Annotated in this window: 2 protein-coding genes; both read left to right on the plus strand. The window is 52.4% G+C overall.

The features are described 5' to 3' along the window. Positions 1-244 precede the first annotated feature (244 nt). A complete protein-coding gene (locus tag LPB400_RS03660; RefSeq protein ID WP_219089431.1) occupies positions 245-15,154 on the plus strand; it encodes a YadA-like family protein in 14,910 nt (4,969 codons plus the stop codon). Positions 15,155-15,308: 154 nt separating this feature from the next. Next, positions 15,309-17,930: an aminopeptidase N gene (gene pepN / locus LPB400_RS03665; protein ID WP_219089434.1), complete on the plus strand. Its 2,622-nt coding sequence runs from the start codon at positions 15,309-15,311 to the stop codon at positions 17,928-17,930. The last annotated feature ends 40 nt before the right edge of the window (positions 17,931-17,970 follow it).

A 17,970-nucleotide genomic window follows, 5' to 3' on the forward strand; every position in this document is an offset into this window, starting at 1 on the left:
AAGCCGTAATTTTATTTAGAAATTAAAGATAATCGGTTGATATTTCTGACTAGCGGATATTTAGTAAGTATGAAATACTATTTCACTTCGAGATAGTAAAAGACCTAAATTTCGTCTTAAAGTGACAATAAACGTCAGCTCGAAGCAAGCATTTTGCAGGGAAATCCTCCGCAATAGATTTTTTAAAGTAGCGTCATGCTCACGCCTACGCTTTTACCCATCATAAAAAGAGAAAGACACACTAATGAATAAGATATTTAAAGTCGTTTGGAACCGTACGATTCAATCTTTCGTTGTAACGTCCGAATTGGCCAAAGGCCGTGTGAAATCGTCTGCAGAACAAAACAGTACAGATGTATCTGCCGAATCCGGTAAAAATGGTATCGCGACAGTTTTCAGATTGACAGTGATTTCGGCAGCTCTTTTGGGTGCAGGTAATTCGTATGCGGCAACTGCGGGACGTGGGCTAATTGCGGTTGATCCTCCAACCAGTGCTACTGCGGTCAGCGGTGCAACAGCGACCGGTATTGGTGCTCTGTCAGTAGGAGCATCAGCCAATGCCACGGCTAATGGTGCAGTTGCGGTAGGTACGAGTGCAAATGCAACACATAATAACAGTCTTGCTGTTGGTACAAATGCCAAGGCTACCCAAACTCATGCTGTTGCGATGGGTGCAGATACAAGTGCAAGTAGTTCATATGCAACAGCGATAGGTAAAAGTGCCAATGCTGTTTCTGCAGATTCAACAGCACTGGGTGCAGATTCCAAAGCAAATGGTACGCAAGCGACAGCGGTAGGTAAGAATGCTCTTGCCAACAATGTTAGTACTACAGCGCTTGGTAATGAAGCTCAGGCTTATGGTATTGGCTCAATGGCTTTGGGTAAATCCAGTACATCAAGAGGTCAAGACGGCATTGCGATTGGCAGCGGCAGTCAGGCTGCAGCCAATGCGCAAAATGCCATTGCAATCGGTACCAATGCAGTGGGTTATCAAAGTGAGTCTATCGCTATAGGTAATTCAACCCAAGCTCAAACTGGAAACACCATTGCCATCGGTAAAAGTGCAGTGGCAAATTCTCCAAGTTCGGGTAGTGCGCTATCAAGTGCTATTGCACTTGGTGCAGACGCGAATGCAACCGGCCTTGGTACGATTGCTATTGGACGTGCATCTGGGGTTCTTTCCCAAAACATTATGCACCCGGGTTTAACTCACAATAATATTGCTATTGGTAATACGGCTCGAGTAGGCGATTCAAGTAGTCCTAAGATAACTCAGGCTATTGCTATTGGTTCAGGTAACCGTGTCGATGCACAGGGCAGACCTGAGGGCGCGTGGGCAAAGGGTGACCAATCTATTGCGGTTGGTGGTAATGTTGTAGCTGAGGGTAATTCATCTATCTCGGTGGGTGGTGATGACCTTGATAGTGTTGGTGGTACCCAATATTCAGGCAGCGCAACGGACAAATTCATCAAATACAATGCCCAAGGTGCGAAAGTTGGTGAATATGCGCTACGTGGTAAAAATCTGCGGGATATCTATAAAGAAATGACCGGAGATACAATGAATAGCGGGGTTTATGGTAATACCATTGCCGGTCAAGGTTCTGTTGCATTAGGTGTGCAGTCTAATTCATCTGCCGATTTGTCTCTGGCTATTGGTACTAAATCTCAAGCCACTGCCTTTGGTGGTGTAGCTTTGGGTACAGGTGCAAAAGCAACTTTGCTGAACTCTGTGGCTTTGGGTACGGCTTCTAAAACCGATAAAGAAGGTCGGGCATACGTTCAACGCGAAATTATGGGTGTAACCTACACTTGGGCAGGCGGTCAAACTACCGATGCCGGTGATGTTGTGTCTGTTGGTTCTCAAGGTTACGAACGCCAAATTATCAATGTATCCCCTGGCGATATTTCTGCTACTTCTACTGATGCCATCAACGGCTCTCAACTTTATGGCGTATTGAATGCGCTTGAACGCGTTCGTTATTTTTCTGTTAAGTCAGAAGAAGGCAAAACTGACGGTACGAAAAACTGGAATAATGATGGCGCAAAAGCAACCAATTCGATTGCCATCGGACCAAATGCAGCAACAAGTACAGGTGCGACGGGTAGTGTTTCCTTGGGCCATAATGCCAACGTACTTGGTTCGTCTTCTGTTGCCGTTGGCCCAAATGCAACTGTAACTTCAGGAACTGTGGGTGCCGTGGCTTTAGGCTCTAATGCCAATTCTCGCGGTACAGGTTCTATCGCCATAGGTTTGAATACAGAAAATGATCGCAATTACTCTATAGTCGTCGGTGCTCACAGTAGAGCCAACTACGAAAATGCAACCGTTGTCGGTGCAAGGGCAGCAGCACAAAATAACGGTACGGCAATGGGCTATTTGTCAAATGCAGTCGGTGATGATTCTGTTGCAATTGGTCATCAGGCACAGACTGCTCAATCTTATTCTATCGCCATTGGTAAGCAGGCAAACAGTTCAGGCCTTTATTCCACCGCTATTGGTTCCTCAGCCCAAGCTGCCGGGCAGAATAGTTTTGCCGGCGGTAATAATGCAAAAGCGACTGGAAGCGATTCAGTTGCGTTGGGTAATGGTGCGACGACTACGGTTGGTAGCTCTGTTGCATTGGGCAATGGTGCTGTTGGCACTGCCAATAATTTTGATGCAACAGCTAAAAATGCAACATTCAAAAACGATAGCGGCGCTGCGACCAATGTCAGCTATGCGGCTTCTTCATCCTCCAAAACAGGCGCGGTTTCTGTAGGCAGCGCAGGCAATGAACGCCAAATCCAGAATGTTGCTGCAGGCCGTATTTCCGCCACTTCAACCGATGCAGTTAATGGTAGCCAACTGTACACTGTTATGAACAATGTTGGACACAATATCCAACAAAACGGTACAGACAAATCCCGTATCAATAACAACGGTACAGTCAACTACGCTAATGGCAACTTGACGACCGTTGCAGTTACCGATGGCGAGAATGCATCAAAAGTCCAAATCAACGTCACTCAAGGCACATTGTCTGTCAATAATAATGGCACAGTTTCCGCACCGACTGCCGGTGTAGCGACTGCTGGTGATGTAGCCAATGCCATCAATAATGCCAAAACCACAACCAATGTAGCGGCAGGCAGCAACACGCACGTTAATAAAACAACTTCAGGCAAAGAAACCACTTATACCGTCAGCGCAGATAAAGCAACTGTACAAGTTTCCAATGCTTTGAATTTGACCTCCAATACTACAACTGCATCCGATGGCGCAGTCACAACTAATTACAGTATCGATCTCGCTCAAAGCACTAAAGATAACATCCAAAAAGGCGTAGATGCCAAAACCGCCGTTGACAGCAAAGGCCTGACCTTTAGCGGCGACAACGGCAGCACCAATATCGAAAAACTCGGCTCCACCGTGACCGTTGCCGGCGACGACAACATCACCACCGAAGCCCAAGACGATAAAGTGACTGTTAAGCTGAAAAAAGACCTGGTAGTGAACAGCGTCGAAGCCGGCGACACCACCGTGAACAACGACGGTGTGAAAGTAGGCGACGATGTCGCATTGACCCAAGACGGTGTTAAAGCGGGTGATGTCAAACTGACCAAAGACGGTTTGAACAACGCCGGCAAGAAGGTTACCAACGTAGCCGACGGTGACCTCAATGCCAACAGCAAAGACGCCGTTAACGGCAGCCAACTGTTTGCGACCAACCAAAACGTAGCGACAAACGCCGCCAATATCGCCAAAGGCATCAACTTCGGCGGTACCGCCGGCAGCAACAACTACGCATTGGGCGACACCATCAATGTCAAAGGCGACAGCAACATCATCAGCGAAACCGTAGCCGGTGGTGCACAGCTGAAACTGGCCAAAGACATCATCGTTGACAGCGTGACCGCAGGCGACAGCAAACTGAATTCAGACGGCCTCACCATTACCGGTGGCCCGAGTGTGACCAAGTCAGGCATCAATGCCGCCAGCACCAAGATCACCAATGTTGCCGCCGGTACCGATGACAACGACGCGGTCAACTACAGCCAGCTGAAACAGCAAAGCGCCGCCGCCCGTACCGAAGTTGCAGCCGGTACCAACATCAAAGACGTGGTTAAAGGAGTCGGCAATAAAGGCCAAGACGTTTACACCGTCAACGCCAAAGGCACGACTGCGAGCGCCGGTTCGAGCCAAGTGACCGTTACCGCCGCTGAAAAGGCCGACAACGTGACCGACTACAGCATCGACTTGGCTGATGACACCAAAGCCGAAATCCAAAAAGGCGTAGATGCCAAAACCACCGTTGACAGCAAAGGCCTGACCTTCAACGGCGACAGCGGCAGCACCAATGTCGAAAAACTCGGCTCCACCGTGACCGTTGCCGGCGACGACAACATCACCACCGAAGCCCGAGACGATAAAGTGACCGTTAAGCTGAAAAAAGACCTGGTAGTGAACAGCGTCAAAGCCGGCGACACCACCGTGAACAACGACGGCGTTAAGATCGCAGGCGGTCCTAGCCTGACCAAGTCCGGTATCGATGCCGCCGGCAAGAAGGTTACCAACGTAGCCGACGGTGACCTCAATGCCAACAGCAAAGACGCCGTCAACGGCAGCCAACTGTTTGCGACCAACCAAAACGTAGCGACCAACGCCGCCAATATCGCCAAAGGCATCAACTTCGGCGGTACCGCCGGCAGCAACAACTACGCATTGGGCGACACCATCAATGTCAAAGGCGACAGCAACATCATCAGCGAAACCGTAGCCGGTGGCGCACAGCTGAAACTGGCCAAAGACATCACTGTTGACAGCGTCACCGCAGGCAACAGCAAACTGAATACAGACGGCCTCACCATTACCGGTGGCCCGAGTGTGATCAAGTCAGGCATCAATGCCGCCAGCACCAAGATCACCAATGTTGCCGCCGGTACCGATGACAACGACGCGGTCAACTACAGCCAGCTGAAACAGCAAAGCGCCGCCGCCCGTACCGAAGTTGCAGCCGGTACCAACATCAAAGACGTGGTTAAAGGAGTCGGCAATAAAGGCCAAGACGTTTACACCGTCAACGCCAAAGGCACGACTGCGAGCGCCGGTTCGAGCAAATTGACCGTTACCGCCGCTGAAAAGGCCGACAACGTGACCGACTACAGCATCGACTTGGCTGATGACACCAAAGCCGAAATCCAAAAAGGCGTAGATGCCAAAACCACCGTTGACAGCAAAGGCCTGACCTTCAACGGCGACAGCGGCAGCACCAATGTCGAAAAACTCGGCTCCACCGTGACCGTTGCCGGCGACGACAACATCACCACCGAAGCCCGAGACGATAAAGTGACCGTTAAGCTGAAAAAAGACCTGGTAGTGAACAGCGTCAAAGCCGGCGACACCACCGTGAACAACGACGGCGTTAAGATCGCAGGCGGTCCTAGCCTGACCAAGTCCGGTATCGATGCCGCCGGCAAGAAGGTTACCAACGTAGCCGACGGTGACCTCAATGCCAACAGCAAAGACGCCGTTAACGGCAGCCAACTGTTTGCGACCAACCAAAACGTAGCGACAAACGCCGCCAATATCGCCAAAGGCATCAACTTCGGCGGTACCGCCGGCAGCAACAACTACGCATTGGGCGACACCATCAATGTCAAAGGCGACAGCAACATCATCAGCGAAACCGTAGCCGGTGGTGCACAGCTGAAACTGGCCAAAGACATCATCGTTGACAGCGTGACCGCAGGCGACAGCAAACTGAATTCAGACGGCCTCACCATTACCGGTGGCCCGAGTGTGACCAAGTCAGGCATCAATGCCGCCAGCACCAAGATCACCAATGTTGCCGCCGGTACCGATGACAACGACGCGGTCAACTACAGCCAGCTGAAACAGCAAAGCGCCGCCGCCCGTACCGAAGTTGCAGCCGGTACCAACATCAAAGACGTGGTTAAAGGAGTCGGCAATAAAGGCCAAGACGTTTACACCGTCAACGCCAAAGGCACGACTGCGAGCGCCGGTTCGAGCCAAGTGACCGTTACCGCCGCTGAAAAGGCCGACAACGTGACCGACTACAGCATCGACTTGGCTGATGACACCAAAGCCGAAATCCAAAAAGGCGTAGATGCCAAAACCACCGTTGACAGCAAAGGCCTGACCTTCAACGGCGACAGCGGCAGCACCAATGTCGAAAAACTCGGCTCCACCGTGACCGTTGCCGGCGACGACAACATCACCACCGAAGCCCGAGACGATAAAGTGACCGTTAAGCTGAAAAAAGACCTGGTAGTGAACAGCGTCAAAGCCGGCGACACCACCGTGAACAACGACGGCGTTAAGATCGCAGGCGGTCCTAGCCTGACCAAGTCCGGTATCGATGCCGCCGGCAAGAAGGTTACCAACGTAGCCGACGGTGACCTCAATGCCAACAGCAAAGACGCCGTCAACGGCAGCCAACTGTTTGCGACCAACCAAAACGTAGCGACCAACGCCGCCAATATCGCCAAAGGCATCAACTTCGGCGGTACCGCCGGCAGCAACAACTACGCATTGGGCGACACCATCAATGTCAAAGGCGACAGCAACATCATCAGCGAAACCGTAGCCGGTGGCGCACAGCTGAAACTGGCCAAAGACATCACTGTTGACAGCGTCACCGCAGGCAACAGCAAACTGAATACAGACGGCCTCACCATTACCGGTGGCCCGAGTGTGATCAAGTCAGGCATCAATGCCGCCAGCACCAAGATCACCAATGTTGCCGCCGGTACCGATGACAACGACGCGGTCAACTACAGCCAGCTGAAACAGCAAAGCGCCGCCGCCCGTACCGAAGTTGCAGCCGGTACCAACATCAAAGACGTGGTTAAAGGAGTCGGCAATAAAGGCCAAGACGTTTACACCGTCAACGCCAAAGGCACGACTGCGAGCGCCGGTTCGAGCAAATTGACCGTTACCGCCGCTGAAAAGGCCGACAACGTGACCGACTACAGCATCGACTTGGCTGATGACACCAAAGCCGAAATCCAAAAAGGCGTAGATGCCAAAACCACCGTTGACAGCAAAGGCCTGACCTTCAACGGCGACAGCGGCAGCACCAATGTCGAAAAACTCGGCTCCACCGTGACCGTTGCCGGCGACGACAACATCACCACCGAAGCCCGAGACGATAAAGTGACCGTTAAGCTGAAAAAAGACCTGGTAGTGAACAGCGTCAAAGCCGGCGACACCACCGTGAACAACGACGGCGTTAAGATCGCAGGCGGTCCTAGCCTGACCAAGTCCGGTATCGATGCCGCCGGCAAGAAGGTTACCAACGTAGCCGACGGTGACCTCAATGCCAACAGCAAAGACGCCGTTAACGGCAGCCAACTGTTTGCGACCAACCAAAACGTAGCGACAAACGCCGCCAATATCGCCAAAGGCATCAACTTCGGCGGTACCGCCGGCAGCAACAACTACGCATTGGGCGACACCATCAATGTCAAAGGCGACAGCAACATCATCAGCGAAACCGTAGCCGGTGGTGCACAGCTGAAACTGGCCAAAGACATCATCGTTGACAGCGTGACCGCAGGCGACAGCAAACTGAATTCAGACGGCCTCACCATTACCGGTGGCCCGAGTGTGACCAAGTCAGGCATCCATGCCGCCGGCAACAAGATCACCAACGTTGCCGCCGGTACCGATGACAACGACGCCGTCAACTACAGCCAGCTGAAACAGCAAAGCGCCGCCGCCCGTACCGAAGTACGTGCCGGTACCAACATCAAAGACGTGGTTAAAACCGTCGACACTAACGGCCAAGACGTTTACACCGTCAACGCCAAAGGCGCGACTGCGAGCGCCGGTTCGAGCAAAGTGACCGTTACCGCCGCTGAAAAGGCCGACAACGTGACCGACTACAGCATCGATTTGGCTGACGGCACCAAAGCCGAAATCCAAAAAGGTGTGGATGCCAAAACCGCCGTTGACAGCAAAGGCCTGACCTTCAACGGCGACAGCGGCAGCACCAATGTCGAAAAACTCGGCTCCACCGTGACCGTTGCCGGCGACGACAACATCACCACCGAAGCCCAAGACGATAAAGTGACCGTTAAGCTGAAAAAAGACCTGGTAGTGAACAGCGTCGAAGCCGGCGACACCACCGTGAACAACGACGGTGTGAAAGTAGGCGACGATGTCGCATTGACCCAAGACGGTGTTAAAGCGGGTGATGTCAAACTGACCAAAGACGGTTTGAACAACGCCGGCAAGAAGGTTACCAACGTAGCCGACGGTGACCTCAATGCCAACAGCAAAGACGCCGTTAACGGCAGCCAACTGTTTGCGACCAACCAAAACGTAGCGACAAACGCCGCCAATATCGCCAAAGGCATCAACTTCGGCGGTACCGCCGGCAGCAACAACTACGCATTGGGCGACACCATCAATGTCAAAGGCGACAGCAACATCATCAGCGAAACCGTAGCTGGTGGCGCACAGCTGAAACTGGCCAAAGACATCATCGTTGACAGCGTGACCGCAGGCGACAGCAAACTGAATTCAGACGGCCTCACCATTACCGGTGGCCCGAGTGTGACCAAGTCAGGCATCAATGCCGCCGGCAACAAGATCACCAACGTTGCCGCCGGTACCGATGACAACGACGCCGTCAACTACAGCCAGCTGAAACAGCAAAGCGCCGCCGCCCGTACCGAAGTACGTGCCGGTACCAACATCAAAGACGTGGTTAAAACCGTCGACACTAACGGCCAAGACGTTTACACCGTCAACGCCAAAGGCACGACTGCGAGCGCCGGTTCGAGCAAATTGACCGTTACCGCCGCTGAAAAGGCCGATAACGTGACCGACTACAGCATCGATTTGGCTGACGGCACCAAAGCCGAAATCCAAAAAGGTGTGGATGCCAAAACCGCCGTTGACAACAAAGGCCTGACCTTCAACGGCGACAGCGGCAGCACCAATATCGAAAAACTCGGCTCCACCGTGACCGTTGCCGGCGACGACAACATCACCACCGAAGCCCAAGACGATAAAGTGACCGTTAAGCTGAAAAAAGACCTGGTAGTGAACAGCGTCGAAGCCGGCGACACCACCGTGAACAACGACGGTGTGAAAGTAGGCGACGATGTCGCATTGACCCAAGACGGCGTTAAAGCGGGTGATGTCAAACTGACCAAAGACGGTTTGAACAACGCCGGCAACAAAGTGACCAACGTAGCCGATGGCGACCTCAACGCCAACAGCAAAGATGCCGTTAACGGCAGCCAACTGTTTGCGACCAACCAAAACGTAGCGACAAACGCCGCCAATATCGCCAAAGGCATCAACTTCGGCGGTACCGCCGGCAGCAACAACTACGCATTGGGCGACACCATCAATGTCAAAGGCGACAGCAACATCATCAGCGAAACCGTAGCCGGTGGTGCACAGCTGAAACTGGCCAAAGACATCATCGTTGACAGCGTGACCGCAGGCGACAGCAAACTGAATTCAGACGGCCTCACCATTACCGGTGGCCCGAGTGTGACCAAGTCAGGCATCAATGCCGCCAGCACCAAGATCACCAATGTTGCCGCCGGTACCGATGACAACGACGCGGTCAACTACAGCCAGCTGAAACAGCAAAGCGCCGCCGCCCGTACCGAAGTTGCAGCCGGTACCAACATCAAAGACGTGGTTAAAGGAGTCGGCAATAAAGGCCAAGACGTTTACACCGTCAACGCCAAAGGCACGACTGCGAGCGCCGGTTCGAGCCAAGTGACCGTTACCGCCGCTGAAAAGGCCGACAACGTGACCGACTACAGCATCGACTTGGCTGATGACACCAAAGCCGAAATCCAAAAAGGCGTAGATGCCAAAACCACCGTTGACAGCAAAGGCCTGACCTTCAACGGCGACAGCGGCAGCACCAATGTCGAAAAACTCGGCTCCACCGTGACCGTTGCCGGCGACGACAACATCACCACCGAAGCCCGAGACGATAAAGTGACCGTTAAGCTGAAAAAAGACCTGGTAGTGAACAGCGTCAAAGCCGGCGACACCACCGTGAACAACGACGGCGTTAAGATCGCAGGCGGTCCTAGCCTGACCAAGTCCGGTATCGATGCCGCCGGCAAGAAGGTTACCAACGTAGCCGACGGTGACCTCAATGCCAACAGCAAAGACGCCGTCAACGGCAGCCAACTGTTTGCGACCAACCAAAACGTAGCGACCAACGCCGCCAATATCGCCAAAGGCATCAACTTCGGCGGTACCGCCGGCAGCAACAACTACGCATTGGGCGACACCATCAATGTCAAAGGCGACAGCAACATCATCAGCGAAACCGTAGCCGGTGGCGCACAGCTGAAACTGGCCAAAGACATCACTGTTGACAGCGTCACCGCAGGCAACAGCAAACTGAATACAGACGGCCTCACCATTACCGGTGGCCCGAGTGTGATCAAGTCAGGCATCAATGCCGCCAGCACCAAGATCACCAATGTTGCCGCCGGTACCGATGACAACGACGCGGTCAACTACAGCCAGCTGAAACAGCAAAGCGCCGCCGCCCGTACCGAAGTTGCAGCCGGTACCAACATCAAAGACGTGGTTAAAGGAGTCGGCAATAAAGGCCAAGACGTTTACACCGTCAACGCCAAAGGCACGACTGCGAGCGCCGGTTCGAGCAAATTGACCGTTACCGCCGCTGAAAAGGCCGACAACGTGACCGACTACAGCATCGACTTGGCTGATGACACCAAAGCCGAAATCCAAAAAGGCGTAGATGCCAAAACCACCGTTGACAGCAAAGGCCTGACCTTCAACGGCGACAGCGGCAGCACCAATGTCGAAAAACTCGGCTCCACCGTGACCGTTGCCGGCGACGACAACATCACCACCGAAGCCCGAGACGATAAAGTGACCGTTAAGCTGAAAAAAGACCTGGTAGTGAACAGCGTCAAAGCCGGCGACACCACCGTGAACAACGACGGCGTTAAGATCGCAGGCGGTCCTAGCCTGACCAAGTCCGGTATCGATGCCGCCGGCAAGAAGGTTACCAACGTAGCCGACGGTGACCTCAATGCCAACAGCAAAGACGCCGTTAACGGCAGCCAACTGTTTGCGACCAACCAAAACGTAGCGACAAACGCCGCCAATATCGCCAAAGGCATCAACTTCGGCGGTACCGCCGGCAGCAACAACTACGCATTGGGCGACACCATCAATGTCAAAGGCGACAGCAACATCATCAGCGAAACCGTAGCCGGTGGTGCACAGCTGAAACTGGCCAAAGACATCATCGTTGACAGCGTGACCGCAGGCGACAGCAAACTGAATTCAGACGGCCTCACCATTACCGGTGGCCCGAGTGTGACCAAGTCAGGCATCCATGCCGCCGGCAACAAGATCACCAACGTTGCCGCCGGTACCGATGACAACGACGCCGTCAACTACAGCCAGCTGAAACAGCAAAGCGCCGCCGCCCGTACCGAAGTACGTGCCGGTACCAACATCAAAGACGTGGTTAAAACCGTCGACACTAACGGCCAAGACGTTTACACCGTCAACGCCAAAGGCGCGACTGCGAGCGCCGGTTCGAGCAAAGTGACCGTTACCGCCGCTGAAAAGGCCGACAACGTGACCGACTACAGCATCGATTTGGCTGACGGCACCAAAGCCGAAATCCAAAAAGGTGTGGATGCCAAAACCGCCGTTGACAGCAAAGGCCTGACCTTCAACGGCGACAGCGGCAGCACCAATGTCGAAAAACTCGGCTCCACCGTGACCGTTGCCGGCGACGACAACATCACCACCGAAGCCCAAGACGATAAAGTGACCGTTAAGCTGAAAAAAGACCTGGTAGTGAACAGCGTCGAAGCCGGCGACACCACCGTGAACAACGACGGTGTGAAAGTAGGCGACGATGTCGCATTGACCCAAGACGGTGTTAAAGCGGGTGATGTCAAACTGACCAAAGACGGTTTGAACAACGCCGGCAAGAAGGTTACCAACGTAGCCGACGGTGACCTCAATGCCAACAGCAAAGACGCCGTTAACGGCAGCCAACTGTTTGCGACCAACCAAAACGTAGCGACAAACGCCGCCAATATCGCCAAAGGCATCAACTTCGGCGGTACCGCCGGCAGCAACAACTACGCATTGGGCGACACCATCAATGTCAAAGGCGACAGCAACATCATCAGCGAAACCGTAGCTGGTGGCGCACAGCTGAAACTGGCCAAAGACATCATCGTTGACAGCGTGACCGCAGGCGACAGCAAACTGAATTCAGACGGCCTCACCATTACCGGTGGCCCGAGTGTGACCAAGTCAGGCATCAATGCCGCCGGCAACAAGATCACCAACGTTGCCGCCGGTACCGATGACAACGACGCCGTCAACTACAGCCAGCTGAAACAGCAAAGCGCCGCCGCCCGTACCGAAGTACGTGCCGGTACCAACATCAAAGACGTGGTTAAAACCGTCGACACTAACGGCCAAGACGTTTACACCGTCAACGCCAAAGGCACGACTGCGAGCGCCGGTTCGAGCAAATTGACCGTTACCGCCGCTGAAAAGGCCGATAACGTGACCGACTACAGCATCGATTTGGCTGACGGCACCAAAGCCGAAATCCAAAAAGGTGTGGATGCCAAAACCGCCGTTGACAACAAAGGCCTGACCTTCAACGGCGACAGCGGCAGCACCAATATCGAAAAACTCGGCTCCACCGTGACCGTTGCCGGCGACGACAACATCACCACCGAAGCCCAAGACGATAAAGTGACCGTTAAGCTGAAAAAAGACCTGGTAGTGAACAGCGTCGAAGCCGGCGACACCACCGTGAACAACGACGGTGTGAAAGTAGGCGACGATGTCGCATTGACCCAAGACGGCGTTAAAGCGGGTGATGTCAAACTGACCAAAGACGGTTTGAACAACGCCGGCAACAAAGTGACCAACGTAGCCGATGGCGACCTCAACGCCAACAGCAAAGATGCCGTTAACGGCAGCCAACTGTTTGCGACCAACCAAAACGTCGCGACCAACGCCGCCAATATCGCCAAAGGCATCAACTTCGGCGGTACCAGCGGCAGCAACAACTACGCATTGGGCGACACCATCAATGTCAAAGGCGACAGCAACATCATCAGCGAAACCGTAGCCGGTGGCGCACAGCTGAAACTGGCCGATGTGTTGAATGTCGGTCAAGCGGCTCCGGTGAAAATTGATGGCGAGAAAGGCGAAGTCAGCGGCTTGAGCAATACGACTTTGGGCGGTAGCGACTTTGCCCAAGGCAAACGTGCGGCGACTGAAGAGCAGCTGAATGCGGCCCAAGATCAGTTGGTGAATGTGTTGGGTGGCAATGCGGCCAATAATGGCGGCAACATCAGCATGACTGATATTGGCGGTACTGGTGAGAACAATATCCACGATGCAATCAAAGCCGTCAATGCAACTGCCAATCTGCCTTTGACTTTCGGTGGTGACAGCGGCAAAGACGTTGAACGCAAACCGGGTACGAAACTGAATATTGTTGGCGGTCAAACCGATGCAGCCAAACTTTCAGACGGCAATATCGGCGTTGTAGCGAATGGCTCTGATAAGTTGGAAGTCAAATTGGCTAAAGACTTGGCAGTTGACAGCGTGAAAGCCGGTGATACCACAGTCAATACTGACGGCGTGAAAGTTGGTGATGTCAACCTGACTAAAGCCGGCTTGGACAATGGCGGCAACAAGATTACCAATGTTGCAGCCGGTACCGATGACACTGATGCGGTCAATGTTGCTCAGTTGAACAAAGCTGCGGCTGCGGCTAAGACCGAAGTCGTTCAAGGCGATAACATTGTTGTAACTCAGGATGTCGGCGCCAATGGCCAAACCATTTACAAAGTGGCTACCGATAAAAACCTGAAAGTCGACAGTGTTACCGCAGGCGATACCGTGATGAATAATGACGGTGTCAAAGTTGGCGATGATGTTGCATTGAACAAAGACGGCTTGAAAGTTGGCGATGTGAACCTGACCAAAGCTGGCTTGAACAATGGCGGCAACAAGATCACCAACGTGGCAGCCGGTACGGATGACACCGATGCAGTCAATGTTTCTCAACTGAAACAAGCTGCTGCTGCGTCCAAGACTGAAGTCGTTCAAGGTAAGAACATCGTTGTGACGGAAAAAACAGGTGACAAAGGTCAGACTGTTTATGAAGTTGCTACCAATAAAGACTTGGACGTTGACAGCGTGAAAGCCGGCGATACCGCAGTGAATACTGATGGTGTCAAAGTTGGTGACGATGTTGCATTGAACAAAGACGGCTTGAAAGCAGGCAAGGTAAACCTGACTAAAGACGGCTTGGACAATGCGGGCAACAAAGTAACCAACGTAGCGGATGGCGACATCAATGCCAACAGCAAAGATGCCGTTAACGGCAGCCAGTTGTACGCAACCAACCAAAACGTAGCCAACAACGCTGCGACTATCGCCAAAGGCATTAACTTCGGCGGTACGACCGGCAGCAACAACTATGCGTTGGGTTCTACCATCAACGTTAAAGGCGACAGCAACATCATCAGCGAAACCGTAGCCGGTGGCGCTCAACTGAAGTTGGCTGACGAAATTAGCGTGAAGACAGTGAATGCCGATACCTTCAAAGCAGGTGATACTGTGATGAATAACGACGGCGTGAAAGTCGGCGATAAAGTTGCGTTGAACAAAGACGGTCTAACCGCAGGCAATACCGTGGTCAACAACGATGGCGTAACCATCGCTGCACCGACTGAAAACAATCCGAACAACCAAGTCAAACTGTCTCCTGTCGGTCTGAATAACGGCGGCCAACGCATTACCAATGTAGCTCCGGGTAAAGACGGTACAGATGTGGCAAACGTGAACCAGTTGATCGGTTTGGGTACCGAGTTGCAGAACAACATCAACCAAGTAGGTAAGAAAGCCTACGCGGGTGTGGCCGGTGCGATTGCCCAAGGCTCGATTCCGCAAGTAACCCGTCCGGGTGCGACCGGTATCGGTGTCGGCAGCGGCTACTACGGTGGTCAGTCTGCCATGGCCATCGGCGTGTCTGCGATGAGCGACGGCGGCAACTGGATTGTCAAAGGCAACTTCTCGGCCAATACCGACGGTCATGTCGGTGTCGGTGCCGGTGCGCTGTATCAATGGTAAGTTGGCAATGACAGGCAACTAGATTTGTTGTCTGAATAGGGAGGCCGTCTGAAATTTTAGGTTTCAGACGGCTTTTTTTCTGAAAACACTTGAATTTAGGCTAGATGAAACGATATGCTTCATCTATTTACCGCATGACTCTGAAAGAGAACAAATGAGCAAAACCATCCATTATTTGAAAGACTACGCCGCGCCAGCGTACCGTATTCTGAAAACCGACCTGCATTTCGATATTTTAGAACCGCAAACCATCGTCAAATCCAGTCTGACCGTTCAACCTGAAAGAGCAGGGGAGCCATTGGTATTGGATGGTTCGGCAAAACTGCTGTCAGTGAAAGTAAACGGCCAGGCCGTAGATTATGTCTTGGAAGACGAAAAACTGACGATTGCCGGCGTGCCGTCTGAAAACTTTACGCTGGAAGTGGAAACCGAAATTCTGCCTGCTGAGAACAAATCTCTGATGGGTCTGTATGCTTCCGGCGGCAATTTGTTTACCCAATGCGAACCGGAAGGTTTCCGCAAAATTACGTTCTACATCGACCGTCCGGATGTCATGTCTAAATTTACCACCACGATCGTTGCAGACAAAAAACGCTATCCGGTGTTGCTGTCTAACGGCAATAAAATCGGTGGCGGCGAGTTTTCAGACGGCCGTCATTGGGTGAAATGGGAAGATCCGTTTGCCAAACCGAGCTATCTCTTTGCTTTGGTGGCAGGCGATTTGGCGGTAACGGAAGATTATTTTACGACCATGAGCGGCCGTAAGGTCAAAATCGAGTTCTACACCACTGAGACAGACAAACCTAAAGTCGGTTTTGCCGTGGAATCGTTGAAAAATGCGATGAAATGGGACGAAACACGCTTTGGCTTGGAATACGACTTGGATATTTTCATGGTCGTTGCCGTGGGCGATTTCAATATGGGCGCGATGGAAAACAAAGGTTTGAATATTTTCAATACCAAGTTCGTCCTGGCTAACAGCCGTACCGCGACCGATACCGACTTTGAAGGCATCGAATCTGTTGTCGGCCACGAATATTTCCATAACTGGACGGGCAACCGCGTGACCTGCCGCGATTGGTTCCAATTGTCGCTGAAAGAAGGTTTGACTGTATTCCGCGATCAAGAGTTTTCCGGCGACCGAGCCAGCCGCGTGGTACGCCGTATCGACAATGTCCGCATGCTGCGCTTGTTCCAATTCCCTGAAGATGCGGGTCCGACTGCGCATCCTGTCCGCCCAGCCAGCTATGAGGAGATGAACAACTTCTACACCATGACCGTCTATGAAAAAGGTGCGGAAGTAGTGCGCATGTATCACACCTTGCTCGGTGAAGAGGGCTTCCAAAAAGGCATGAAGTTGTATTTCCAACGCCATGATGGACAAGCTGTGACTTGTGATGATTTCCGTGTTGCAATGGCAGACGCAAACGGTATCAATCTTGATCAGTTCGCCTTGTGGTACAGCCAAGCCGGTACGCCGGTTTTAGATGCTCAAGGCTGTCTGAAAGATGGAGCGTTTGAATTGACCATCAAACAAACCATTCCGGCCACGCCCGATATGGCGGACAAGCAGCCGATGATGATTCCGGTCAAAACCGGTTTGCTGAACGAAAAAGGCGAAGCGGTTGAGTTTGAATATCAAGGCAAACGGGTGAAAGAGGCGGTTTTGGTATTGACTGAGGCCGAGCAGACTTTTGTGTTGGGTGGCGTCAATGAGCCGGTTATCCCGTCTCTGCTGCGAGATTTCTCTGCACCGGTTACCCTGAACTATCCGTACAGCGAGCAAGAGTTGGCCACTTTACTGGCGGCAGATGAGAATGAATTTGCCCGTTGGGAAGCTGCTCAAACCTTATACCATCGTGCCATTAACGCCAACCGTCAGGCATTGGCGGAAGGCCGTCCTTTGCCTGAACACAAAGCATTGATGGACGCTTTGGCTTTGGTGGTTTCTGGTGACTTTGATCCGGCATTCCGTGCCATTTTGCTGCAAATGCCGTCTGAAACCGATGTATGGTCAGAAGAAGAAAATATTGACCCGATTCAGGTTCATCAAGCGCGAGAAGCCTTGCTCAATGCCGTTGCCGTCAAGTTCCTGCCTCAATGGCGTGAGCTGAACCGTCAAGCTACCGAGCAAGAAAACCAAGCCGATGCCGCTGTTCGTTATGAATACAGCCCAGAATTGGCCGGCTGGCGCACTTTGCGCAATGCTTGCAGGGCATTCGTTCTCCGTGCTGACGTCGCGCATATCGAACACGTTGCGGAAAATTACGAGGCAATGGCGCAAAATATGACCCATGAATGGGGTATCTTATCCGCAATCAACAGCAATGAAAGCGACATCCGCGATCGTTTGTTGACACAATTTGCTGATAAATTTGCCGATGATGCTTTGGTAATGGACAAATACTTTGCCCTGATTGCTTCAAGTCGCCGTAAAGATACTTTACAGCAAGTTCAGACGGCCTTGAGTCATCCTAAGTTCAGTATTGAAAATCCAAATAAAGCCCGTTCTTTATTGATGAGCTTCAGCCGCAATATTCCGCACTTCCATGCAGAAGACGGCAGCGGCTACCGCTTTGTAGCCGATAAAGTGATGGAGATCGACCGCTTTAACCCGCAGGTTGCCGCCCGACTGGTGCAGGCTTTCAACATCTGCAACAAATTGGAAGCCAACCGCAAAGCCGTCATGATCAAAGAATTACAACGCATTAATGCACAAGAAGGTTTGTCCAAAGATGTGGGCGAGATTGTCGGTAAGATTTTGAATGAAAAATAAAGCTTGTCTGTTGAACTTATTGTCATTTGGCAATAAGGAT

The sequence above is a fragment of the Neisseria perflava genome, assembly GCF_019334725.1.
Lineage (GTDB): Bacteria > Pseudomonadota > Gammaproteobacteria > Burkholderiales > Neisseriaceae > Neisseria > Neisseria subflava_A.